Origin of the sequence: Psychrobacillus psychrotolerans, assembly GCF_900115805.1 — a bacterium.
GTDB classification, from domain to species: Bacteria; Bacillota; Bacilli; order Bacillales_A; family Planococcaceae; genus Psychrobacillus; species Psychrobacillus psychrotolerans.
In genome coordinates, this window is the sequence record NZ_FOXU01000005.1 from 217,479 (window position 1) to 242,525 (window position 25,047).

The 25,047-nt window shown below is 37.2% G+C and carries 23 protein-coding genes; 18 read left to right on the forward strand and 5 right to left on the reverse strand.

Annotation, left to right across the window (positions count from 1 at the left end; genetic code table 11):
• The first annotated feature begins 78 nt into the window (after positions 1–78).
• The 4 genes from BM260_RS11810 to BM260_RS11825 all read left to right on the forward strand — a co-directional run bounded on the left by BM260_RS11810 (position 79) and on the right by BM260_RS11825 (position 3,039).
• A complete protein-coding gene (locus BM260_RS11810; RefSeq protein ID WP_093537549.1) occupies positions 79–870 on the forward strand; it encodes an AraC family transcriptional regulator in 792 nt (263 codons plus the stop codon).
• Positions 871–948: 78 nt separating this feature from the next.
• A complete protein-coding gene (gene yidC, locus BM260_RS11815; protein WP_093537550.1) occupies positions 949–1,716 on the forward strand; it encodes a membrane protein insertase YidC in 768 nt (255 codons plus the stop codon).
• Positions 1,717–1,769: 53 nt separating this feature from the next.
• Complete coding sequence (locus tag BM260_RS11820) at positions 1,770–2,015, forward strand: hypothetical protein (RefSeq protein ID WP_093537551.1); 246 nt, start codon at positions 1,770–1,772, stop codon at positions 2,013–2,015.
• 178 nt (positions 2,016–2,193) lie between these two features.
• On the forward strand, positions 2,194–3,039 hold the full coding sequence (locus BM260_RS11825) for a M15 family metallopeptidase (protein ID WP_093537552.1): 846 nt from the start codon (positions 2,194–2,196) through the stop codon (positions 3,037–3,039).
• A 205-nt stretch (positions 3,040–3,244) separates the two neighbouring features.
• Here BM260_RS11825 and cls read toward each other — a convergent pair whose 3' ends face one another.
• The gene (gene cls / locus BM260_RS11830) at positions 3,245–4,699 is read right to left on the reverse strand and encodes a cardiolipin synthase (RefSeq protein ID WP_093537553.1); all 1,455 of its coding nucleotides are present in this window, start codon (positions 4,697–4,699) and stop codon (positions 3,245–3,247) included.
• A gap of 171 nt (positions 4,700–4,870) precedes the next feature.
• Here cls and BM260_RS11835 point away from each other — a divergent pair, with 171 nt between their 5' ends.
• From BM260_RS11835 to BM260_RS11855, 5 genes are all read left to right on the forward strand, one after another.
• The gene (locus BM260_RS11835; protein WP_093537554.1) at positions 4,871–6,265 is read left to right on the forward strand and encodes an L-cystine transporter; all 1,395 of its coding nucleotides are present in this window, start codon (positions 4,871–4,873) and stop codon (positions 6,263–6,265) included.
• 293 nt (positions 6,266–6,558) lie between these two features.
• On the forward strand, positions 6,559–7,488 hold the full coding sequence (locus tag BM260_RS11840) for an ABC transporter ATP-binding protein (RefSeq protein ID WP_093537555.1): 930 nt from the start codon (positions 6,559–6,561) through the stop codon (positions 7,486–7,488).
• Between the two features lie 16 nt (positions 7,489–7,504).
• Positions 7,505–8,779: an ABC transporter permease gene (locus BM260_RS11845; protein ID WP_093537556.1), complete on the forward strand. Its 1,275-nt coding sequence runs from the start codon at positions 7,505–7,507 to the stop codon at positions 8,777–8,779.
• A complete protein-coding gene (locus BM260_RS11850) occupies positions 8,776–9,885 on the forward strand; it encodes an ABC transporter permease (protein ID WP_093537557.1) in 1,110 nt (369 codons plus the stop codon). Before BM260_RS11845 ends, BM260_RS11850 begins: the two co-directional genes overlap by 4 nt.
• 15 nt (positions 9,886–9,900) lie before the next feature.
• A complete protein-coding gene (locus BM260_RS11855) occupies positions 9,901–11,460 on the forward strand; it encodes a GNAT family N-acetyltransferase (protein WP_093537558.1) in 1,560 nt (519 codons plus the stop codon).
• Between the two features lie 222 nt (positions 11,461–11,682).
• Here BM260_RS11855 and BM260_RS11860 read toward each other — a convergent pair whose 3' ends face one another.
• Positions 11,683–12,912 carry a helix-turn-helix domain-containing protein gene (locus BM260_RS11860; RefSeq protein WP_093537559.1) on the reverse strand — a complete coding sequence of 410 codons (1,230 nt, stop codon included), beginning with the start codon at positions 12,910–12,912 and terminating at the stop codon, positions 11,683–11,685.
• Positions 12,913–13,039: 127 nt separating this feature from the next.
• On the opposite strand from BM260_RS11860, the gene BM260_RS11865 reads away from it, so the two are divergent.
• Positions 13,040–14,335, forward strand: a complete 1,296-nt coding sequence (locus BM260_RS11865; protein ID WP_093537560.1) for an MFS transporter — start codon at positions 13,040–13,042, stop codon at positions 14,333–14,335.
• 200 nt (positions 14,336–14,535) lie between these two features.
• On the opposite strand, the gene BM260_RS11870 is transcribed toward BM260_RS11865, so the two are convergent.
• Both BM260_RS11870 and BM260_RS11875 read right to left on the reverse strand, forming a co-directional pair.
• Complete coding sequence (locus tag BM260_RS11870) at positions 14,536–15,699, reverse strand: MFS transporter (RefSeq protein WP_093537561.1); 1,164 nt, start codon at positions 15,697–15,699, stop codon at positions 14,536–14,538.
• A 177-nt stretch (positions 15,700–15,876) separates the two neighbouring features.
• Entirely contained in the window at positions 15,877–16,272 is a 396-nt protein-coding gene (locus BM260_RS11875) for a CBS domain-containing protein (RefSeq protein ID WP_245762716.1), read from the reverse strand.
• 188 nt (positions 16,273–16,460) lie between these two features.
• Here BM260_RS11875 and BM260_RS18450 point away from each other — a divergent pair, with 188 nt between their 5' ends.
• A complete protein-coding gene (locus tag BM260_RS18450; RefSeq protein ID WP_175496281.1) occupies positions 16,461–16,598 on the forward strand; it encodes an Lmo0850 family protein in 138 nt (45 codons plus the stop codon).
• Positions 16,599–17,058: 460 nt separating this feature from the next.
• Here BM260_RS18450 and BM260_RS11880 read toward each other — a convergent pair whose 3' ends face one another.
• Positions 17,059–18,240, reverse strand: a complete 1,182-nt coding sequence (locus BM260_RS11880; protein WP_093537563.1) for an FtsW/RodA/SpoVE family cell cycle protein — start codon at positions 18,238–18,240, stop codon at positions 17,059–17,061.
• 155 nt (positions 18,241–18,395) lie between these two features.
• On the opposite strand from BM260_RS11880, the gene BM260_RS11885 reads away from it, so the two are divergent.
• The 7 genes from BM260_RS11885 to BM260_RS11915 all read left to right on the forward strand — a co-directional run bounded on the left by BM260_RS11885 (position 18,396) and on the right by BM260_RS11915 (position 25,009).
• Positions 18,396–19,139: a hypothetical protein gene (locus BM260_RS11885; protein ID WP_245762717.1), complete on the forward strand. Its 744-nt coding sequence runs from the start codon at positions 18,396–18,398 to the stop codon at positions 19,137–19,139.
• Positions 19,140–19,198: 59 nt separating this feature from the next.
• A complete protein-coding gene (gene sugE, locus BM260_RS11890) occupies positions 19,199–19,537 on the forward strand; it encodes a quaternary ammonium compound efflux SMR transporter SugE (protein ID WP_093537564.1) in 339 nt (112 codons plus the stop codon).
• Positions 19,537–19,851, forward strand: a complete 315-nt coding sequence (locus BM260_RS11895; RefSeq protein WP_093537565.1) for a DMT family transporter — start codon at positions 19,537–19,539, stop codon at positions 19,849–19,851. Before sugE ends, BM260_RS11895 begins: the two co-directional genes overlap by 1 nt.
• A gap of 66 nt (positions 19,852–19,917) precedes the next feature.
• On the forward strand, positions 19,918–21,000 hold the full coding sequence (locus BM260_RS11900; RefSeq protein WP_093537566.1) for a D-alanine--D-alanine ligase: 1,083 nt from the start codon (positions 19,918–19,920) through the stop codon (positions 20,998–21,000).
• Between the two features lie 4 nt (positions 21,001–21,004).
• Complete coding sequence (locus tag BM260_RS11905) at positions 21,005–22,375, forward strand: UDP-N-acetylmuramoyl-tripeptide--D-alanyl-D-alanine ligase (RefSeq protein ID WP_093537567.1); 1,371 nt, start codon at positions 21,005–21,007, stop codon at positions 22,373–22,375.
• 19 nt (positions 22,376–22,394) lie between these two features.
• Positions 22,395–23,114 (forward strand): alpha/beta hydrolase, encoded by a 720-nt coding sequence (locus BM260_RS11910; protein WP_093537568.1) that lies wholly within the window; start codon positions 22,395–22,397, stop codon positions 23,112–23,114.
• A gap of 338 nt (positions 23,115–23,452) precedes the next feature.
• Complete coding sequence (locus BM260_RS11915; protein ID WP_093537569.1) at positions 23,453–25,009, forward strand: DEAD/DEAH box helicase; 1,557 nt, start codon at positions 23,453–23,455, stop codon at positions 25,007–25,009.
• The last annotated feature ends 38 nt before the right edge of the window (positions 25,010–25,047 follow it).

Consider the following 25,047-nt stretch of genomic DNA (forward strand, 5'->3'; position numbering starts at 1 on the left):
GATAATGATATAGACTAATACAACATACCCAAAAGGTTATATAAACATTAAGACCTACTTAGGGAAAAAGAGGGAAATATGAAGACTGTAGAGAAGCAATTTTTAGATAATTTCTCTAAAATATACACTAGAGAAATAGGTACAACAACAAGAGTAGAAGGTTTAGATTCTTTCCTAGAATTAGAAGAACAGCTATTTCAAAAAATGTTTTCTTTTGAAGTAACGGAAGCAAAAGAAATTCTAAGAAGCATGATAGATTTAATAATTGCTAGAACACGTAAGAATATGATCCAAAATGTAAAGTATTACTACATTCAGCTAGCGGCTATTATGGGAAGAAAACTAAATGAGAGTCAAGTTCCTACTGATAAAGTTAGCGCGTTTAACATTGCATGTGTAGAAACTATTGAGACGAAGATGAGTGATGCACAATTTTTATTATGTGCAGATGAGTTGGTTGAGTTTTTTGTGATGGTCATAACCGAAAGGAAAAAGCCATCATTTGGCCATCAAACGGTTAACAAAGTAATCCTCTATATTAATGATGAAATAGAGACAAATTTAACGGTAGAGGATATTGCTAAAAGATTTGCTATAAGTACAAGTCATCTTTCTCGTATTTTTAGAGAGCACACAGGAGTGACGCTTGTAGAATACTTAAATGTTCGAAAAGTAGAGGAATGCCAATACTTTTTAAGAACAACAAATAAAGCTATTTCCGATATTTCTAGTAGTTTTCACTTTTGCAATCAAAGCTATTTCACTCGCATATTCAAAAAGTATACCGGAATAACACCGAAGCAATACCGCGATAACCAGGAATATCCTAGTTTTAAATATAATTTTCCTAATGAACAACAATCAGTTTAAATATTTTGGATTAAATTTGATAAATAGCTTCATAGTAAGGTATACTTCTTTATAGTTTGATGAGTGAAGGTGAATAGAGTGAAAAAGAAGATTAGTTTATTTTCTATTCTTGTATTTGCAGCACTAGTGCTTAGTGGATGTTCTGGAGTAGAAAACAAAGAAGGTACTTTTTATAATATTTTTGTTCGACCTTTTGAATTTCTTATACATTTCTTTGGAGAAATGTTCAATGGTAGTTATGGACTGGCGATTATCGCTATTACCGTACTTATCCGTCTTATTCTGATGCCTTTGATGCTTAAAAATTATAAAAATCAACAAGGCATGAAACAGAAAATGGATAAATTGAAACCAGAAATGGACGATATCCAAAAGAGATTAAAGGAAACAAAAGATAAAGAACAGCAAATGGCTCTACAACAAGAAATGATGGGATTATACCGTAAGCATGGAGTAAATCCGCTGAACATGGGTTGTCTACCGATGATTATTCAGATGCCTATTGTAATGGGATTGTATTTTGCGATTCTCTATTCTGCGGATATTAAAGCGCATCCATTTTTATGGTTTAACTTAGGATCTCCTGATATTGCAATGACACTTATTGCTGGAGCGGTTTATTTCATTCAAGCAAAAGTTTCATTATGGACAGTACCTGAGCAGCAACAGAAACAAATGAAAATGATGATTTATATTTCGCCAATTATGATTATGTTTATTTCCTTCAGTTCTATGGCGGCACTTCCAGTTTATTGGGCTGTCGGTGGACTATTGCTAATATTCCAAACATATTTGGGGCGTAAATTTTACTCGAATCATCCAGAAAAAGCAGAGGAATCTGTATAACACAAAAACGAAGCGATTGTTGCTTCGTTTTTTTCTTGAGAGGTAAGGTGTTTATGAATAGAAATTGGATATTTGGACTACTGATTGCAGCAGTTAGTATTTCTGCGTTGGTATTTATCATTAAAGGAAATATTAATATGGCTGTTTTGTTTATGACAGCAATCTTTGCTCTAAGTAATGGTTTCCGAGCAATAAGTTTTAAAGAAAAAGGATTCGTCAAAGAGGCGAAGTGGATGAAAGGTATGTCCATTTTGTTTGCAGTGTTATTTTTTGTCGTGTTATTTTTGCTAATTTTTTAATAAGAGAGAGCGTATTTACCTATCATGGGTAGATACGCTTTTACTTATTTAGGAGGATTCATTTATCGTTCAGGATGGTTATAATTATTTTGGCGAAGTTGAATTTCAATAAGAGAATAGTTATTAGAAAAATGGTAAACTAGAAATAACGTAATAAGAAAGAAGGAAGTCCGAAGATATGCAGTCAAGATATAGCTTTTTACAAGAAAAAAAGAAGAAAAAATGGCCATATATTATTTCTGGAATCATTGCAGGAATACTTGTAGCCACAGCGGTAGTGTGGGTAGGAATGAATGAATGGAATATAGATAAAAGTATAGAGGAACTCCGTGATTTGACAGGTGTTAAGCAAATAGTCGATGTTGATAAAACAGAAGAAGCTAATGTGGATAAACCAGTTATAGAAGAACAAAAACAGGAAATTCCTATTGTGGAGGAGCCGGTAGTGGAAGAGGTAGATATGTCTGGCGCAAAAGGCTATATTGGTAACGAAGTTTTACCCCAGGAGCCTACAATAGTAAAAGGTGTATTAATTGCTAGTAAAAAGTATCCCCTGCCATCTACTTATGCACCTGGTGAAAGCAAAGAGGCTAGAACAGCATTTCAAGAAATGGCTGCTGAGGCAATTTTATCTGGGTATGACCTTGTAGCTTTCAGTACGTATCGATCTTTTGACTATCAAACTCAGTTATATGAACGTTATGTAACAAATGACGGTCAAGAGGCTGCGGATCGTTATAGTGCACGCCCGGGCTATTCCGAACATCAAACAGGGCTAGCTTTTGACATCGGAGAGCAGCATTTTGAACAACATTTCGCTAGAGAAAGCTTCGGAGAAACAGAAGCAGGCAAATGGGTTGCAGCCAATGCCCATAAGTATGGATTTATTATGCGTTATCCGAATGGCTCAGAAAAAATTACAGGTTATATGTATGAGCCGTGGCATTTTAGGTATATCGGAAAAGAACTTGCGCCTCAAGTATACGAAGCAAACGTGACTTTAGAAGAATTCCTAAATCTTTAGTAGACAGGATTAGAATACAAAAAGAGGTTTCCAAAAATGAACTAACCAATTTCTAAAAGTTGTCAGAGCGCTACGGACAGTAAAAAGCCATAAGAATACCGAGAAAAAAGAGGCTAGTTGTGACGTCAGTCACGACTAGCCTCTTAAAAAAATCAAACGGTAATCTTATAGCGATAAATCTATCCAAAGCCCTTCGAAAACATTATTAAAGTATCGGTGAAATTAGACGAGCTAATGACTCTTTAAATTTAATCATGGTTGATCTTTCTTCATATATTTCTGCCGTCATCTCGGTAGATAACTTCATATCCTCTTCAAATAACTCTGCTAACTGATGAGAAGTTTCGCGATCATATATAAAGGCATTTACTTCAAAATTCAATTTAAAACTACGCACATCAATATTTGCCGTTCCCACTGTAGAAGCTTCGTCATCAATTACAATCATTTTTGTATGCAAGAATCCATTTTGGTAAATATATACTTTAGCTCCAGCTCTTATTAACTCGCCAACATAGGAGTAAGTCGCCCAGTAGACAAAAATATGATCGGGTTTATTTGGAATCATAATTCGTACATCAATACCTGAAAGGCATGCAATACGTAACGTATCCATGAAACTAGCATCTGGGATGAAGTATGGAGATTGAATATAAATATACTTTTTAGCCATCATAATTAACTTAAGGTAGCCATTTTTTATTTGCTCCCATTCGGAATCGGGTCCACTAGAAACAATTTGCAAGCCAACAGAACCTTTCATCGGAATGGCTGGGAAAAATCTATCAGAATACTCGATATCATGCTCTGCGGAGGCTTGGTTCCAATCGAGAATGAATCGGGTTTGAAGAGGATGAACAGAACTACCTTCGATACGTAAATGCGTGTCGCGCCAGTATCCAAATTTCTTTTTTAGTCCAAGATATTCATCTCCAACATTAAATCCTCCGATATAACCGATTCGTCCGTCTATTACAACGATTTTTCTGTGGTTCCGGTAATTCATCCGGGGATTGATAAGTGGAAAGATAGAAGGGAAGAATGCCTCTACACGACCACCTAACTCAATCAGTTCGTTAAAATGTCTTTTTCTTAAGGAACGTGATCCAGTATCATCGTATAAAACTCTTACTTTAACCCCTTGTTTTGCTTTGGCTAACACTGCCTGGTAAATCTCCTGCCCTAAGGAATCTAATCGGAATATATAGTATTGAATATGGATGTGATCCTTTGCATTTCCGATATCGTGAAGGAGAGCATCGAACTTTTCTCGTCCATCAGTGAAAATTTCGACTTTATTGTCTTGAGTTAAGACTGCTTGGTTATTATGTAAGTGCATAACGATTAACTCTTTATAATGCATTGCATCATCTAAACGAAAATCAAATGAGTCATCTTCGATAGCTTCCATTTGAAATTCAATGAGATTATCGATACCTATCTTGTTTTTTCCTTCCCAACGGAATAACGTTTTTTTACGTAGCTTTCGTCCAAACAATAAATAAATACCAAATCCTAAAATAGGTATAAAGAATAGGACTAGAATCCACGCCCAAGTAGCGGAAGCATCTCGACGTTCTAAAAATATTAGGGCTATTGCCAAAGAAATATTTAAAATGAGGATGCCAGAAACAATAATACCATAAAAGCTTGCTATCAAATTTTCACCCCCGGTGCATGTCTATATAATCATTTGCTATTAAATTATAGTATAGCTGATTTGTCTCAAAGAAAGTAGGGAAGACATATATTAAATAGAAAGTAATTCCTACTTGACCAATAGGGATAAAAGTATTAATATATGATGAGCACAAAAAATGGAGGTTTTTATATGAATTTATTATTTATTATTCTAAACATAGTTGCCTTACTCCTTTTAGTTGGAGTACTAATCATAATGCAAAAGAAACATGTTTCATTCTCGAAGCGTGTATTCACGGCTCTAGGACTAGGTATTTTACTAGGTTTAGTATTGAATTTAGCCTATGGGGTAGATTCGGAAGTGTTGGCAGAAACTGTACCTTGGTATAACCTTATCGGTACTGGTTATGTAAAATTACTACAAATGATTGTAATGCCATTAGTATTCATCTCAATATTAGGGGCGTTTACAAAAATTACAATCGGTAAAAACTTTGGTAAAATGGCAGCAATTATTTTGAGTTTCTTAATCGGAACTACTGCCATTGCTGCTGTTATTGGTATTGGCTCTGCAGCAATATTCGATTTGAATGCAGAACAAATCATTCAAGGAGATGCTGAAACTGAACGTGCAGAATACTATGAAGGTCGCTCTGCAGAAGTTGCAGACAAAGCACTTCCAGATCAAATACTAGAATTATTACCTGCAAATCCATTTTTAGATTTTACAGGAGCTAGACCAACGTCCACTATTGGGGTAGTTATCTTCGCAGCGTTTTTAGGATTCGCTTATTTAGGAATAGCACGTAAAGAGAAAGAAACTGCAGCAACCATTAAAACAGGCATTGATGCGATTTACGCATTAATCATGCGAGTAGTTAAGCTAGTACTTCGTTTAACTCCATACGGAATTTTAGCAATTATTGCAAGAACCGTTGCAACATCAGATTTTAGTGCCATATACAATTTAGGTAAGTTTGTTCTCGCTTCTTATGTAGCATTGGCAGTAGTATTTGCGATACATTTATTAATCATTACTTTATCTGGATTAAATCCAATAACTTATGTTAAAAAGGCAGCAGAACCATTAATCTTTGCGTTCACTTCACGTTCAAGTGCAGGAACTCTACCTATTAACATTAATGCACAAACAACTAAAATGGGTGTATCAGAAGGAGTTGCTAACTTCTCTGGATCGTTCGGACTATCTATTGGTCAAAATGGTTGTGCAGGTATTTACCCAGCGATGCTAGCGTTCATGATTGCTCCATCAGCAGGCATCAATCCATTAGACCCGATGTTCATCTTAACTGTTGTCGGAGTAGTAGCAATTAGTTCGTTTGGTGTAGCAGGAGTTGGTGGCGGTGCAACATTTGCTGCAATTCTAGTTCTATCTGCATTAAATTTACCAGTTGCTTTAGCGGGTCTCCTAGTATCGGTTGAACCGTTAATCGATATGGGCCGTACAGCAGTAAACGTTAGTGGTTCAATGACCGCTGGTGTAGCTACTGCGAAACTAACTGGTGAATTAGATAAAGATTTATACAATACACCATTAAACCAAATTGCAACAGACGAAGTTTAATATGGCTCGCAAAAAAACTGTCCTTTCATCAAAGGGCAGTTTTTTTATGGTTCTACAGAAATTTAAAGAATGAATAATACTACTGCTTTCTGTTATGTGGCTCGGAGCGGATATCAACGGCATATGCACATTTTATTTTTAAGGAACCGGGCATTTTTTGCTCGGTTTTTTTCATGTTTAGAAATATACTTTCAGATAACTTATCGAAATACTAAATATTAAAAATATTTCTACATAAACTAATCTAGTAGTTTGCTATAATCGAAATAACTAGGTTGTAAGGAGATGGAGAAATGCTTCAAGCCATAAATCTTTCTAAGAAATATAAAACCAAAGTAGTTGTAAAAGAAGTCAATGTGGAACTGTTCGCGGGAGAGTCGGTCGGATTACTAGGTCCCAATGGGGCGGGCAAATCAACGACTATTTCTATGTTATCTTCCTTAGTCCAACCGTCAAGCGGAGACGTCTTATGGAATGAAAAATCCATTGCAAAAAATCCAGACCCATTGCGTAAAGCGTTAGGAGTAGTTCCACAAGAAATTGCCTTATATCCAGAGCTTTCTGCTAGGGAAAATCTCGCTTTTTTCGGTAGAGTTAATGGATTAAAAGGGGAACTTTTGGCAACGAGGATCACAGAAGTCTTAACAAAGATTGGGCTGTTGGATAGACAAAAGGATATAGTTAAAACATTTTCAGGTGGGATGAAACGACGTCTGAATATTGGTTCTGCACTTTTACATAAACCTTCGATTTTAATAATGGATGAGCCGACCGTCGGAATTGATCCACAATCGAGAGCGTATATTTTAGAAACTGTTAAGCAGTTTGTGGCAGATGGAATGACTCTTTTATATACGAGTCACTATATGGAAGAAGTAGAAATGCTGTGTGACAAAATATATATTATGGATCAAGGGAAAATAATTGCACACGGTACAAAAGAAGAGCTTAAAGAACTGGTCTCCGACAACCAAACAATTGAATTGAAAACTAATTTACTTACGGAGAACTTTGAAAAGAACTTGAAAGAGCAGTTCCCACAAGCAACTTTTCGTATAGATGAAGAGATACTAACGATTTCAATGTCCAAAAGTGAAGAGCCACTAGCTAATATTTTTGCGATTGCTGCGGCAAGTAATGTAGTGATTACCTCTGCGATTGTCAAAGTGCCATCCCTAGAAGATGTGTTCTTGCATTTGACTGGAAAAGCACTAAGGGATTAAGAGGGGAGATGAAGTGATGCTGTTTAGTTTAATTGCGAAGCAAATGAAAATGCTGATTCGAAATAAGCAACCGTTAATTATTTTATTGGTCATGCCACTCGTTTTAATAACCATACTTTCAAATGCGTTAGGAAGCATAATGGACGGTGGAGAAGAAGCGGCGATTCAAGCAAATTTACTCATCCTAGATAATTCATCATGGGTTCAAGAGGAAAAAGAAATTAAGCTGTTTTTAGAAGGAGAAGGGGTAACAGGCGTAGCCTTGGATGCTTTGCTCACTCAGTTTAAAAGTGGTGATCCAGTAGAATTATTAAACAGCACCGTTCTAGCTGCTGACGAAATGAAGAAGTATATTGCTGTGGAATATAAAAAGGAAGTAGATTTAAAGACCGCTCGACAGGATGAAAATATAGATGGCATCCTAAATATCCCTTCTAACTTCCGATTGAATTATATAAAATTTGCCTATTTTAATAATCCCGATTTTCCTAGTGTATCCTTATATCTAAATCAAGATAATGAAATTCGTGCATCCATAATTGATGCTGTTTTAACAGACTGGCAAAGTGGCTATTCCCAATCCGCGGCACTTTTAGCGGCAAACTTATCACCTCAGGAAATTATGAGTAACGTCAGTAGTGTAGAGAAGGTAGAACAGGTTTTAGAGGCAAGTGAGCGGAAAATACCTGCCACTATTTACTACACAGTTGGAATGATGGTGATGTTCGCATTATATATCCCTGCTTTCCTAGCAGGCTTTGCACTGCAAGAAGTACAATGGAAAGTATATGACCGGATATTACTTGCAGGGGTGTCTCCTGTTTTATATACACTTTCTATTTTCCTTACAGGAACATTTGTAGCCTTTATCCAGCAAGCCATTATGCTTTCATTTGGAATGCTTGTATTAGGTATAGAATGGATCACTCTAGAGGGAATGGGCCTTATAATTATTAGTTATAGTGTATTTGTTGGTGCATTGTCTGCTTTGATAACTACTCTCCAATTTCGAACAAAAACAGAAGGTATTGCGAATGTGTTTAATGGATTGTTTATAACGGTATTTTCTTTCTTAGGTGGATCCTTCTTTAATATTCGTGATATTTCGGAAACACTCGGAAAGATTGGTGACTTTACTCCCAATGGTGCAACAATGTCTGCCATACTCTCTATACAAAAAGGGCAAGATTTATCAGTTATTTGGCCTTTTATGTTGGCTATATATGTTCTAGTAGTTGTGTGCGTGCTATTTGCCATTGTTTTCTTTCCGAGAAGAGGTGTAGCAGGATGAAGGGGATTTGGATTGCTAGATTTTTAAATCTAAAACGAAAGCCTGTCGTTTTAATCATGATGACAGTAATGACATTAGTAATGGCATACGTAGTAGGCAGCTCTAGTAATGGAAAGATGAGTGTGTCGGTGGCTGTCGACGGTACTGAAATGTCTCAAGCAGTACTAGAGAAGTTGAAGGAAGAGGACGGATATTCCCTTATAGAAATTACAGCCGAAGAGTTGCAGCAAAAAGCGAAAAAAGATATTCGAATGGTCGGTATTGGGTTGAAGGAAAATTCCTATACTATTTATTCTGCCTCAGATTCTGATAATGTGAGAAACCTATCTTTGAGAATTGAATCGGCTTATAGTAATATTAGTTTTAAAAAGCAAGTTATACAGGTAGGTGGCGTGGAAGCTTGGAAAGACATTGAAATAAGTTTGCAAGAAGACCAAGCATTCCATATTCAAACAGAAGCAATGGATGAGTCAGAAGTATTTCGTTACGACAATGCACTTCAAAGTTTGTTTGGATTTACGCTATTCTTTGTTTTTTATACGGTCTCAATTAATGTTCAATTTATATTAGAAGACAAGCGCACGGGAGTATGGAATCGATTAAAGTTAGCATCAGTAAGTAAATTTCAACTTTATGTCGGGCATCTGTCTTTTAGTTACATTATCGGGCTTCTCCAAGTGATGCTTGTTTTATTTGTCTTCAGGTATGTGTTAGGTACCAATATGTACGGTGGATTTTGGAAAGTAGGGATTATTGCTGCTATCTATGTTTTGCTTGTAATGGCATTTTCTGTTTTTGTTATTTCATTAGTAAAAACAGTAAGTCAAAGCAGTATTATCATTTCTCTTGTAGCGGTAGCATTTGCAATGATTGGCGGGGCTTACTGGCCATTAGAAATAGTTCAGTCGGAAGCATTACTGGCGATGAAATGGATTTCTCCAATATATTATGCAATGGAGTCTATGAAACAAGTGACGGTATATGAGGGAACTTTTGGTAGTATTTGGACGTATGTAAGTATGATGGTGGTTATTGCAATAGTTCTATTGATGGTAGGGATTAGTTTATTGGAAAAAAGAACGGAACGCTATCATTCCAGTGAATAGATAGGGGAGATAGGGATGTATTGGTGTAAAATTGCACGAACAGAAAAAGAGTTTGAAGCGATAGCGCGATTAAATTATGAAACATTTGTGGAGGAGATTCCACAGCACGAGCCGGATCCTAGTGGGATGCGGGTCGATGCGTTTCACCATGAGAATGTGTATGTCATTGTTTTAAAGGATCAGGAGTTAGCAGGAATGGTAGCATTTCGAGCTGCCCGTCCTTTTTCTCTAGATTTAAAGCTTGGGCAAGTGGAGGAGTATCTGCCGAAGGATGCATTAGGTGGACTGTTATGTGAGGTTCGATTAATGGCTGTAGATAAGGCTCACCGGAATGGACGGGTGTTTTATTACTTAGCACGTGCTCTTTCCGATTATGCGTACGAAAATGGATATGGAGCAGCGCTAATATCGGGAACGGTACGGGAACAAAAGTTGTATAATCAGCTTGGTTTTGAACCTTTTGCTGATCCAGTGGGTACAGAAGAAGCTAAATTTATCCCGATGGTACTAACTAGGGATCGTTTTGACCAGTCAGTGGCCTCTCGGTTTAAACAAAAAAGATATTCATTTTATCCTGGGCCTGTACAACAGTCGGACGCCATACAACGAGCGTTTTCTGCCAGTCCATTGTCTCATCGAACGCATGAGTTCGAGGTCATGCTAGAGCGAGTGAAGAACAATCTATTATCGATGAGTGGTGCAGCATATGCCCACTTGCTTTTAGGGAGTGGGACGCTTGCAAATGAAGCGATGATAGCGCAGTTACACTTATTAGGAGAGAAAGGCTTAATCGTTAAAAATGGAGCCTTTGGAGACCGCTTGGAAAAACAAGCGGAACGTTGGCAGTTATCTTTTGATGTTGCATCTTTTGAATGGGGAAGCCCTTATAATCTATCGCTAATCGAAGAAAAACTTGCCACTGGAGCTTATAGTTGGCTCTTAATGGTCCACGGTGAAACGTCCACTGGAATGTTAAATAACCTGGAAGAAATAAAGTTATTATGTAACCGTTATAGTGTGCTGCTTTGTATGGATTGTGTGAGTTCATTTGGAGCACTTCCATTTAGCTTAGAAGGAGTATATCTTGCAACTGGTGTAAGTGGTAAAGCTATCGGGACTATGAGTGGATTAGCTTTTGTATTCGCTAACACAGAAGTAACATCGAGTAATAATATCCCTTCATATTTAGATCTGGGATTGAGCGTGAATAATGCAATACCTTTTACGATTCCTTCTCAGTTTGTACATAGCCTAGAGGTAGCTTTAAAAGCCTATGAAAATGGAGAGAGGTACAATCTGTTACATCGTCGCATGCGATTTATCGAAGACGAAGTGTCCAAGCATGGGATCGAATTGCTCTCAGATAATCACTATCCAATGATTTTCACATGGAAAGAGGTTAAGTTTCCTTACTTAGCAGAAGATGCAAGAATGTCTGGTTTTGACCTTCACTATAAAAGTGATTATTTAATCGTAAAAAATTTGCTGCAAGTATCTTGTATTCAACCAGATTTTGAAGACGCATGGGTGAAGTTTATGAATTGGTTAGGGAACTATCGAAGGTATCATGACTAATAAACGCATACTGCTTTTCTCTAGGTTCCGACTAATATTATAAGATTATTGAAAAATGGGATGCTAATTGGTTGTGACGGATATCACAACCAATTAGCATCCCTGAAATTTTACTCACTTGGTAATCACTATAAATGAGACGTCTGTCCAAAACCCTTCGTTTTTGTAAGTTACGTAAGTAAACAAGAAATGAAACTTCGATAATAAAAACATTGGTTCCCCCTAAGAACGTATCATTACTTGCTCATACGTAGTGTAGATAAAAACTTTATACGGCGTGTCGGGCATTTTTTCGACGTTGTTTATTGCGACATTTACAGCATTAACAGCCTTCTTAACCTGGTTTAGTTCTAGGTAGCATAATGCAATGTATGCATCCTTTTCATAGAAAATAGATAGATCGATTGGATGGTGAACGATGTCAGGAATTTTCACCTCATCAAATATCTTCAATGCTTCAAAAACTCTACCTAATCCGTATAAAGTCTTAGCTCTTTCCAGTTGGAAGTAGGGGGTAAATAACTTCGTATTAATCTTATCAAGAGAGAATTTATGGTATAGAGCATCCGCCTCCATATACATCTTTTGATAGGTATTTAAGTAATGCAAGTTAGCATAGTGGATAAAAGCTTTGGAATCCTCATCATCAGCAAATTCACTATAGGCTTCTAGTTTTTTTAAATAATGCGCCATTTTCCCCGCGTCTTCTTCCATCATCGCATGAACTGCTGCTAGTCTAAATAAATTATCTATTTGTTTAAAAATTTTATGTTCACTGGAATATTGAATAGCTTCGTTCATCATTTGAATGGCATCTGTATTTCTTCCTACTGCAAAGTAAAGTACAGCTTCCAAATAGTCGAAATCCATCCGCGATAATGGATCAATCCATAGAGGGTTTGCTTCCAGTTTTTTTCGTTCTTCTAACAATACATCTAGTGCGATTTGATACTGGTGATTCATAAATGGAATGATCGCAAGATTTCTCCCTATGTCAGCTGCTTTAGTTATCAAGTGTAAGTCTTCATACATTTTTGCAACCTTTTTCAGCAGCGTGACAGATTCTTCGGGAGCAGAGTAAGCTAAGCATCGACCGTATATATCTAGTAACCGCGTTGCCTCGTAGCCTTGAGTTAGTCTTGGTATATACGGCTCTATTAGATTTTTCACCTGCTCAAGTTCATTTAGAAAGTCATAATCCTTTGTGTTGAGCAGTAATTCTGCTTGATCTAATACTTCTCGTACCTCTTGTCCGCTTATTTCCTCCAGTAACTCACTTACTTCAACGCCTAGCTGTGACGCGATGTAATTCAAGCTTTCCATAGAAGGATTTGCTTTGTTGTTTTCTATTAAACTGAGCATGCCTTTTGTTAATTCTGTACCTGCTAAAGCTTCAAGTGTCATTTTCTGTTGTTTCCGTAATGTTCGAATGCGTTCGCCTAATGTGGACAACTTTTTCACCTCTTTACAATAGTTTAATTATATTAAACTTTTTCTTGAAATGAAAGTATATTCATGATATTATTTGTTTAATCACATTAAACTTTTTGACAATTCACAAAACGAAGGGGTTAGAGAAATGGAAGAAACACTAAAACTTAAGAAGGCAACATATCATTTGTGGACGTTCACAGTAAGCAAATTAGTTTCCACTTTTGGAGCACAGGTCTATGCATTTGCAATTAGTTTTTATATTTTACAGTTAACAGGATCTGCATCTAGCTTTGCACTAAATTTGATTTGTAGTATTTTACCGAGAACGATAGTTGCACCTTTTGCGGGATATGCTGCAGATAAATATTCTCGTAAAATGATTGTTATTGTGGCACAGATTGCAACAACAATCGCAATTGGTGGGCTGCTCGTTGTGAGTTTGACGATGGGATTATCTTTATTCGCGATTTATAGTACGACCGTGATCTTATCGTTAACTTCTTTATTCTCCGGAGTTACTTTTAGTTCATCTATTACAGGATTAGTCGATGAGGGACGAATTCAAAAAGCAATGTCGCTCAACCAAATGTCCATTTCTTTTGCAGCCATTGGAAGCCCAGCTGTAGGCGGACTTCTTTACGGAGCAGTGTCTATGCCGGTATTCCTAATTATGTATATGGTTGCTTCCGTTATTGCGGTTCTTTTGGAATCTACGATGGACTTTAAATTGTTTGCGAAGCGAAAAGAAGTAGTTGAAGGGGAACCGAAGGAACCAATGCTAGAGAGTATGAAAGCTGGTTTACGTTACTTGATGAAGCAACCTATTTTAAAAACAATGGTTGTCATCTCTTTATTTATCAACTTTTTGTTTGGTGCCTATCAGGTAGGATACTCATTTATCCTCATTGAAAAATTAAAGATTAATGCACAACATTTTGGTTTTACAGAGGGGGCATTTGCGATTGGGATGCTTCTATTGTCTATTTACTTCTCTACACGAAAAGAATTGAAATTTCCGTTTCTCGTATCCAAATGGGGAATCGTTGTATTAGGAGTTCTTATGGGGACAGTGGCTTTGCCCTTGTTAATAACTATGTCTTCCACAATGTTAGTAGTATTTTATATTGTACTGATGTTCTTCTTTGGAGCAACAATGATGGTAACTAACACTCCGATACAGGTAATGATGCAGAAAATGATAGAGGATGATTATAAGGGGCGTGTATTTTCTATCATAGAAACCTGCGCAATGGCGCTTATGCCACTTGGAATGGTATTGTTCGGTTTCTTATACGATATATTCCCAGCAGAAGGTATTTTAATTGTCTCTAGTATGTTGTTGATATTAGTAACTCTATTCTTGGCAAGACCTTCTGTAGTTAGAGCTGCACATCCAGAGTTAGGGCAGAAAAGAGTGGCGTATTTAAAGACAGAAAGTTAGTCTGGTTTGGTTATACGAGAGCGAAATTATACTATACGAGAGAGAATAGAACCTATACGAGAAAGCTCCTTACTTATACGGGCCCAGCTATCCGAGAGGAACTAACTCGTATAGACCACCATCTTGATACAAGGAAGCTCAACCACATAAAAATACAGGTGAAGGAATTGTTTTCCTTCACCTGTATTAATAGTTAAATGCTATGCCGCATTCTTTAATGATTTCGTTGATTTGCGATACGCAAAGATTAAAACAATAGAGAGCACCGCAAGTACCCCAGATAGCATATAAATATTATCTGGTTGTTTTGTAAATAGCCAAGCGAATAATAATGGACCGATAATACGACCTAGGTTATCCATCGAATAAGACATCCCTGCTGCTGTCCCATAGCGTCCACCCGATTCTTTCGTTGTGAGAGAAACAATCGTTGTTCGTGCTAACGCATTTCCTGCAGTAAACACACATAAAGATAGTCCTGCCCAGAAAATACTTTGAGTGAAGACAGTCATAAACAATCCAATTGCTGTAACAATTTGTGCGTACAAAAGCCATTTTGTTTCAGTACCATTTTTAATACGCCGAACGACACCACCCTGGATTGCCGCATCGACAAATCCGCTGAACATGAACAAATAGCCTATTTGTAGCGGGGTAATCTCAATTCTTTCGATTTGGAACAATTGGAACGTGGCCTCAAGACCCGCTAGTAAAAACGTGACCATGAACGAAAATAGGAATAGATATTTAATGCGGTAGCTCCACAAACTCATAGCTCCCTTAGGAAGGATTGCACGTTTATTTGCTTCACCTGTACGCTCTGGTTCTTTTAAAATGATCAAAGCATACACGAAAATCACCAGTAACAAGATAGCAGAAGCTGTAAATGGAAGAGCTAAATCTATATGTCCGAGAACTCCGCCAATTGCTGGACCGAATATAAAGCCTAAACCAATCGACATACCGAGGAATCCCATATACTTATTACGGTTTTCTTCCGTTGATAAGTCAGCTGCAAAACCTGTAACTGCTGCATACAATGCCCCAGAAAATAATCCTCCAACTACACGAGATAAGTAAAGCATAAAGAGTGAATCAAAAAACAAGGAAAACAACCAAAAACTTAAACTGAATCCTACCAATCCGACTAAAATAAGTGTTTTACGGCCAATACGATCGGATAGCATTCCCCAAAGTGGAGCAGTGAAGAAGGAAGCTAACGAGTAAATCGTCAATAAACCGCCAACGTGAATTTCATTATAATTTTGCTCTAAAATAACCTCTGGCAGCACGGGAATAATAATTCCAAAGCCGAGATAAACTAAAAATTGGATAGACATCAATATGAGTAGAATCTTTTTCACGCATCAAACCCGCTTTCTGCAATCTTCTAATCTCTATATTACACGTTTTTAATCAGTTTGCCACGTTGTAATCGATATCCTAGTAGATAATAAAAAAAGAGCTAAATGCTACAAAGTAAGGTATAACCAAGTGGAATGTAATAAAAAAAACCGTCCTAATTAGGACAGCTTTTATGTTTAGAAATCCCTTGGCTCGGATATACTTTCCATAGCATTAGAAATTTCTTGGACATGTGGAAAAGGAAAAGCTAAATCAGCTAAAGAGACAAATCCTACAAGGACACCATCCTCTACTACGGGAAGTCTTCGAACTTGATGGCGTGCCATAACAATGGATGCATCGGATGTAGAATCTTCTGGGGTGACAGAGATAACAGATTTAGTCATAACATCTTCTACTTTGCTTTTCATGTCTTTGGCAACCGCCCTTGTCACAATATCTCGATCAGTAATCATTCCAACTAATTTTTTATTGCTGACTACGGGTAAACAGCCGATATCCAAAGTGCGCATCTGTTCTGCAACTTCGCTCACATAGTCCTGTGGGTTGCACGTTACTACTTGTTTACTCATTACATTTCTTATGTTCAAACCATTCACTCCTTTAAGAAATAGCATGGTTTACAAGACCATAATATATGTAATAAAAATGAAAGATTAAACTTAGGTAAAAAGTGGTATAATAAAATATATTAATTAGACAAACAAGAAACTTTTACGAAAGAAAATCGTAATTATTATAGAAGGACGAGGTGGATTCAATGGTAAAGGAAGTTGATTTGAAGAAAATTGTAAGTAATCTTTCTAAGCTTGGTGTTACTGTTACAATGACTAAATCTAGACTTGACCTACTTAAAGCTTTAGCACCACCAGCACAAAGTCCTCATGCGCAAAACTAAAAAGAAGGTGACTCTACAATTTCGTTAACAAACGATTAGAGTCGCCTTCTTTTTCTTAGAAGAAAATAATATAGAATTTGGTGTCTTTTATTTAGATACCTACACAATGATACTGCTGATTTCCGCGGGCACGGCTTCAATCTCCTCGTCACTACGAAAACATATGCTCCTGCGGTTACTCGTCGCAAAGACATTGATCAAACAAAGTTTGACCAATGTCTTCCTTGTGGGGGACAAACGCCATAAAATTACCGGAAAAAGGGGATACTGATTGGTTGAGACGACTGTTACAACCAATCAGTATCCCTAAAAATCCACTCGGTAATAATATAGCAAAATGTCTGTTCAAAGCCCTTCGGAAACGTTAGAAATATGTTTTGAACTTTTTTAAACCTGTCCAACAATACAAAAAACGTGCAGAGGTCGGGGTTTAATCCCTTTATCTACACGCTTTAATTGATTAATCGTCTTCGTTTTTTGAAAACATATAAGTTCGATGATGAAATTTCATACTAAACACTAAACCAATGGCTAACATATTCCCCATGAGTGAACTACCACCATAACTTATAAAAGGAAGGGGTATACCAGTAATCGGTAATAACTGAATCGTCATGCCGACATTTTCAAATACATGGAATGTAATCATTGCAATGATACCTGCGCATACATACGTACTGTAAGCATCCTTTAACTGAAGGGTAATTTTCGTCAAATGAAAAATAAGTAAGAAGTAAAGGCTAACCACAATACTTGCTCCTACAAAACCATACTCTTCGCCAATGACAGCAAATATAAAGTCGGTATGATTTTCTGGAACATACACAATACGTTCTCCGTAGCCTTTACCGAAAATTTCTCCAGAGCCAATTGCATTTAATGAAGTGATTAAATGCATTCCTTCATCAGATGCGTATGAATAGGGATCCAACCATGAGTATATACGTGCAAATTGGTACGGGTTAAATCCAAAATTGTCCGATAAGAAATCCTGCATATAAACCGCCATCCAAAGTAGTAAACCGCCCATTCCCAACCCACCTAAAAAGATGGGGAGAATTATTTTCCATGTAATTCCTGCGACTATGATTAAGGCTACAGTAATTGCAAGGAACACTAACGATGTCCCTAAATCTGGTTGTTGCATGATAAATGCTAAAGGAATAATTAAAGTTACACCCATTTTAACTAGCAAAATTAAATCAGTTTTAACCGTTTTAATAAGATTTTGCTCATGATGCATAGTGATTAATCGGGCCAGTCCTAGTATATAAAAAGTTTTCATAAATTCGGCAGGTTGGATATCACCTATAGGTAAGTGAAACCAACTTTTTGCGCCATTCATCGGTTTTACTAAAGCTAAACTGTCAGGGAGTACGAAAAGGATAAATAGTAAAAATACTCCAATACCATAAATATACCAAGACAATTTTTTATATTGTTCTGGTTCAAAAAACATGACAATTCCAATAATAATAGAACCAATAATATACCAAACAAGCTGTTTAGGTATAAAGTTTATGCCATATTGTCCAGTCGTTTGTGCTGATGAAATAGCAAACAAACTAATGATTAGAAATAGTAATATAATAAAAGCAAGTGTCCAATCGAAACGATCAGCAAAGCCTTTTTTGTTTTCCATGTAAGTCACCTATATTTCTTTCGAATTTCATTCATTTATTATAGCGTATATTGATATTTTTTGCTTGATGGTTTAATAGAGACGTGAGAGGTAATAAAGATGTTTCCTTGTATTAATCGTGCTATTATTAAGAACAGATAAAGGAGTGATTTTCAGTGGCAAAAAAAGAAGTGAGAGATATGGATGAGTACTTAACTCATTTGTATGTTCACGTTAATGAGGTAGAGCACTTTGCTCTGTTTAGTGGGATTACGATTCAGCAATTTATAAGGAATTTCACTGATTTGTCAGCTCTTTTATTACTAAAACATGGTTATGATGATGCTTCATTTAATATGCATACACAGCTTGAATTTATAGTTCCTGAACAATACAACCATTTTATCAAGGAATTTGCTGAAGGCCCATTTGAATTATGCTTTATGGATTTTGAAGATGAGCGGAAATTGAATATGCTCTCTCCTCAAGAACAGGCAGAGCTACTATACATAGCACATAAAAAAGAAGCTATTCGATCACCGTTTTATCATCATCTACAAAATAGATTTGTCTACCTTTCAGACGAAGGGCAGAAAATTACTAAAATTTACTTCCGTGATATGGAGGATTTAAATCATTTAGTTGCAAACGTTTTTACCGGGTTGATTGGTGAAAAGTCTAAGTCGAGTGCTTTTTGGCGTAAAAAGAATAATATCGTTCTACCTAGATTGTCTGCGGAGAAAGTAACAGAGCACAACGAATTGTTTGAAGATGGAGTGTTAATGTCCTTGTTCAAAACAGATAAACTAAATTATGGTATTGAGATTCGCATTCTCCCAGAAAATATTTTCCCAGATGAAGTTTTGGAAGATCTAAACTTACATATGGCTAAGCCATCAGACGTCTTAATAGAAGTATAAATAGAACGCTTTTGCTACGGGAAAGTGGCGAGAGCGTTTATTGTAATGAGGTGAACTAAGTGGCGTGGATCTTATTGATAATAGCAGGGTTAACAGAAATCGTCTGGGCGATTGGTTTAAAGGAGGCACATGGCTTTACGGAGCTTGTTCCTTCTATTGTAACGATTATATTTTTAATCGTAAGTTTTTTCCTGTTCGCTAAAGCGATGAAGACGATTCCGATCGGTACAGCATATGCTATATTCACGGGTATTGGAGCAGCAGGCACGGCTATTGTTGGCATTATTTGGTTTGGTGAAGAAGTAAGTGCAGGGAAACTGCTCTTTTTGTTTGTCCTACTTTTTGGAATCATCGGTCTCAAACTAGTAGATGATGAAGATGAAGAGGAGGCGATCTAATGGCGTGGTTTTTAATAGTAATTGCTGGTGTATTTGAAGTCGCCTTCGTTATTAGCATGAAGTTATCGGATGGATTTAAAAACATAAAATTTACGATTTTAACTGTGATCTCTGCTGCTTTAAGTTTTTTCTTATTGTCTTTAGCATTAAAAGAAATTGCGGTTGGTACTGGTTACGCTGTATGGACAGGAATCGGTGCAGCAGGAAGTGTTCTATTAGGGATGTATTTATTTAAAGAGAAAAGAAGTAGAAAGAAGTTGTTCTTTTTAAGCTGTATAATTATGGGTGTAGTGGGTCTTAAATTGTTTGGTTAAATACTCAACTATTGAGGCTGTCCGTGATAAAATAATGAATATCCAAAACGTGGAGGAATATAACTTATGAAAATAAAAGTGGGCTTATTATACGGTGGGAAATCTGCAGAGCATGAAGTATCTTTACTTACTGCAAGAGCGGTTTCTCAAGCGATTAACTTTGATAAATATGAAGTGTATCCAATTTTCATCACAAAAACAGGTGAATGGAGAAAAGAAGGTCAGCTCACTGCAGCAGTTGAGTCAATTGAATCTCTGCAATTTGGCAGTGAAATAACAAATCCAAATACGATTACTAGTTTTCTACCGCAACAAGGGGACGATACAACTCAACTAGATGTTATTTTTCCTCTTTTGCATGGTCCGAACGGGGAAGATGGAACGGTACAAGGATTGTTAGAAGTATTAAACTTACCCTATGTTGGTAATGGTGTATTAGCATCTGCGGCAGGTATGGATAAAGTAGTGATGAAGCAGTTATTTGCACAAGCTGGCTTATCACAGGTTCCATATATCTATTTTATAAATAGAGAATGGAAAAAAAATCAGAATGATTTACTTCAAAAAATGGAAGAAAGCCTACAATGGCCTCTATTTGTAAAACCAGCCAATCTAGGTTCTAGTGTAGGGATTAGTCGAGTTACAAACCGCCAAGAACTTATCAAAGCGATAGAGTATGCCTTTAAATATGACCGTAAAATTATTGTAGAGCAAGGAATTATGGCGCGTGAAATTGAAATGAGTGTACTTGGAAATGATGAGCCTAGATGTTCCGTTGCGGGGGAAGTACTACCGACGAAGGACTTTTATGACTATGAGGCAAAATATGAGGATGGCACAACGAATTATGCAATTCCTGCCCAAGTTTCTGTAGAGCTTCAAGGGAAATTAGAGGATGCTGCTATTCGTGCTTTCAAAATCTTGGATTGTTCGGGTCTTGTTCGGGCAGACTTTTTTGTAACAGATGAAGAAGAAGTCATTATCAATGAAGTAAATACAATGCCAGGATTTACACCTATAAGCATGTATCCTAAACTTTGGATGGAATCAGGTCTATCGTATTCCGATTTAATAGAAGAACTTATCCAATTAGCGCTTGAACGTCATGAAGAAAAGCAACAGTTGGAACACTCGAAAGACGGGGAGTGACCAAGTGAAAAAGACATTAGCACATATAGCAGAGTGGTTACACATTGAAGAGAAAATTGATGAGAATCCTGTTATTACAGGAGTTTCGATCAATACAAGAACGATTCAACCAGGTGATTTGTTTATCCCATTTCGCGGAGAGCAAGTAAATGGTCATCGATTTGTTCAGGATGCTTTTGCCAAAGGAGCAGCAGCATCCCTTTGGTTGAAAGACGAACCGAATCCACCCCAAAACGTTCCCCTTTTGTTTGTAGAAAGCGGAGAAGGAGCACTTCAACAAATGGCGAAGGCTTATCGGGCTGAATTGCATTCAGTGTTCATCGGAATTACTGGATCTAATGGTAAAACATCGACGAAAGATTTGGTGGCAGGTATGCTTTCGCCGTATTTCCGCGTGAAAAAGACAGAGGGTAATTTTAATAATGAGCTAGGCTTACCTTTAACAATCCTTTCTCTTGAAGAAGATACGGAGTTTGCAGTGCTTGAAATGGGTATGAGCTCTTTTGGCGAAATTGAATTTTTATCCAATTTGGCAAAACCAAAATATGTAGTTATTACGAATATTGGCGAAGCGCACATGCAGGATCTCGGCTCTCGTGAAGGTATTGCAAAAGCGAAATTTGAAATTATTGCAGGGCTAGAGGCAACTGGCCAATTATTCTATGATGGAGATGAACCTTTGCTACGTCCGTTTGTTGAAGGAAATCCTCAGATAATGACTAAATCATTTGGTGTTCAGGAACACAATAATCTACGTATTGCTGAAGTGAACTTTACGGAACAAGGAAGCACCTTCCGTGTAGAAGGAGAGTTAAACGAAGAAATGTCTATTCCTGTATTAGGAGAGCATCAAGTGAAAAATACGCTTGCTGCACTATTAATCGGAAAAGAAGTTGGATTAACTTCCGAACAAATGCGTAAAGCGTTAAAACAAATAGTCTTAACTGATATGCGAATGCAAGTAATCGAAGGGAAAAATGGGGCAGTTTTCATCAATGATGCTTATAATGCGGCTCCGACTTCCATGCGTGCAGCAATTTCGTTCATTGAAAAATCCTCTATAAAGCAAGAAAAATGGTTAGTTTTAGGAGATATGCTCGAGCTTGGTAACAAAGAGCAGCAATACCATGAAGAGATGAGCAAATCGATTTCGAGTGAAGTCTTTAACGGAGTTTGTTTATACGGTCCACGGATGGAATGGCTGTATAACAAGTTGGTAGAACAATTTGCTGACAAACAAATTATTTGGGTTAATGATGACATAGAAAAACTTGTGGCTTTCTTAGCAAATAAAATAAATGATCAATCTATTGTTTTAGTAAAGGGCTCAAGGGGAATGCAGTTAGAAAGAGTAATTGAGCCATTTCAAAAATAATGTGATAGGTGTGGGGACGATGAAAACAGGAGTATTAGGTATTCACGGTTTTACAGGTGGACCATATGAGATACAGCCATTTGTAGACTATTTACAAGCGCATACAAACTGGAACATCGTTGTCCCTACTTTACCTGGTCATGGTGAAACGTTAGAACTAAAAAATGTAACAGCAGAATCATGGATGATGGCGGCGGAACAGTCGCTTCGCCAGTTACAAAAAGAAGTAGACCGTGTAATTATAGTGGGATTTTCCATGGGTGGTATTATTGGGATGTACTTGGCGAATCGTTATCCAATTCACAAACTTGTATTGTTGAGTGCTGCTGCAAAGTATATATATCCATCCCAACTTCTACAAGATATAAAGGATATAGCTAAAGAGGCAGTTGTTGGTAAGCTTGCAGAAAATACTTTATATAAACAATACAGTTATAAAGTGAAAGGAACTCCTATACCTGCAACATTAGAATTTATCCGTTTAGTACGTATAGTTCAACCTTATTATGGTCAAATTACAGTACCAGTCTATATAGTCCAAGGTAAAAAAGATGGTATTGTACCTTATGCCACTGCCCAGTTTATCTACGATGAAATTGGTTCTTTGAAAAAAGAAATAGTCTATTCGGAATTAGGGAAACACCATATTTGCCATAGTGAAGACTGTCAAGATTGGTTTAATACCGCACTCAAATTTTTGAAGGAGGAAGAAGAGGAGGGGGATATTGCAAGTAATTAATTAATAATTATAACAGTTGCTTATTCATTGCAACTGAGTTTGTTGCATGATATACTACGTTTAGAGCAATGGATACATTTTGTGTGGAGACTCTTCAGCGTTTATTGAAGAGTACTTTTTTTTGAACATAACGGTTTGTTGAAGTAGTATGGCACGATCACTCATTAACAGACCGCTCGGCAAAAGACCGGGCTTTCCCTTTATATAAGACCCCTCTGATCTAAAACCACAGAGAATTTTAAGTAACGGAAACGTTCCTCGTATAGGCTCGAATTTGCCGCAATTTCATCTGAAAATGTAACCATTTGTCGAAAAAGGACAAAAAGGAGATTAAAATTTTGACAAACTTTTCAGAATTAAATATTAGCGCTTCTACATTAAAATCCGTACAACGTATGGGGTTTGAAGAAGCAACACCAATCCAAGAAGGTACTATTACACATGCTATGAGTGGACGCGACGTTATCGGTCAAGCACAGACTGGTACAGGTAAAACTGCTGCATTTGGTATCCCAATGATTGAAAAAATCGATATTAAAAACCCAAATATCCAAGCGTTAATCATCGCTCCAACACGTGAACTTGCAATTCAAGTTTCGGAAGAGCTTTATAAATTAGGATATGACAAAAAGGTTCGTCTATTATCAGTATACGGTGGGCAAGAAATTAGCCGTCAAATCCGTGCACTTAAAAACAAACCACAAGTTATCGTAGGTACACCTGGTCGTATTCTTGACCATATTAACCGTCGTACGTTAAAACTTGACCAAGTTCAAACACTTATCTTAGACGAAGCAGATGAAATGCTTAACATGGGATTCATTGAAGATATTAACACAATTTTAGAAAGTGTACCTCCTGAGCGTCAAACATTATTGTTCTCAGCTACAATGCCAGGACCAATTCGTAAAATTGCAGAACGCTTCATGAAAGATCCAGTGGAAGTAAAAATCAAGTCTAAAGAAATGACTGTTGAAAATATTGAACAGTTCTACGTAAAAGCTACTGAACGTGAGAAATTTGATGTTCTTTCAAGAATTTTAAATGTACAACAACCAGAACTTGCGATTATCTTTGGTCGTACAAAACGTAGAGTAGACGAATTAGCACATGCTCTAAGCATTCGTGGATATCTTGCAGAAGGTATTCATGGTGATTTAAGCCAAGCGAAACGTATGTCTGTATTAAAACAATTCAAGGCAGGTAAAATCGATATTCTTGTTGCAACAGATGTAGCGGCACGTGGATTAGATATCTCTGGCGTAACACATGTGTATAACTTTGATATCCCACAAGATCCTGAAAGCTATGTTCACCGTATCGGTCGTACAGGGCGTGCAGGTAAAAGTGGTATCGCAACTACATTCGTAACACCGAGAGAAATGGGTTACTTACGTATCGTTGAGAATACAACGAAAAAACGTATGGAAGCTTTAATCCCTCCAAGCTCTGATGAAGCACTAGTTGGACTTAAACGTGTTGCAGTAGAATCTTTAGCTGAAATTGTAAACAAAAATGATTTAGGCGATTATCGTCCATTAGCACAAGAAATGCTTGAAAAATTTGAAGCAGTAGATGTAATTGCTGCAGCTTTAAAATCAATGACGAAAGAACCGGATGATACTCCGATTTCTCTTTCTGAAGAACGTCCATTACCTTCTCGTGGAGAACGTGGTGGCGGCGGACGCAGTGGCGGCGGTGGTTACAAAGGTAACCGTAGCGGCGGTGGCGGACGTAGTTCATCAGGTGGTCGTAGTGGAAGCAGCGATCGCGGACCTCGTTCATCATCAGCTGGCGGTTCACGTCCAAGTTCAGGCGCACGTCGTAGCAGTGGTCCCCGTGACGGCTCTACACAACGTAGCACAAGAACTCGCTCACCACGTAGCGAAAAATAATTTAAGACAAGAACTTATAAAGGGTGAACTTACATTTC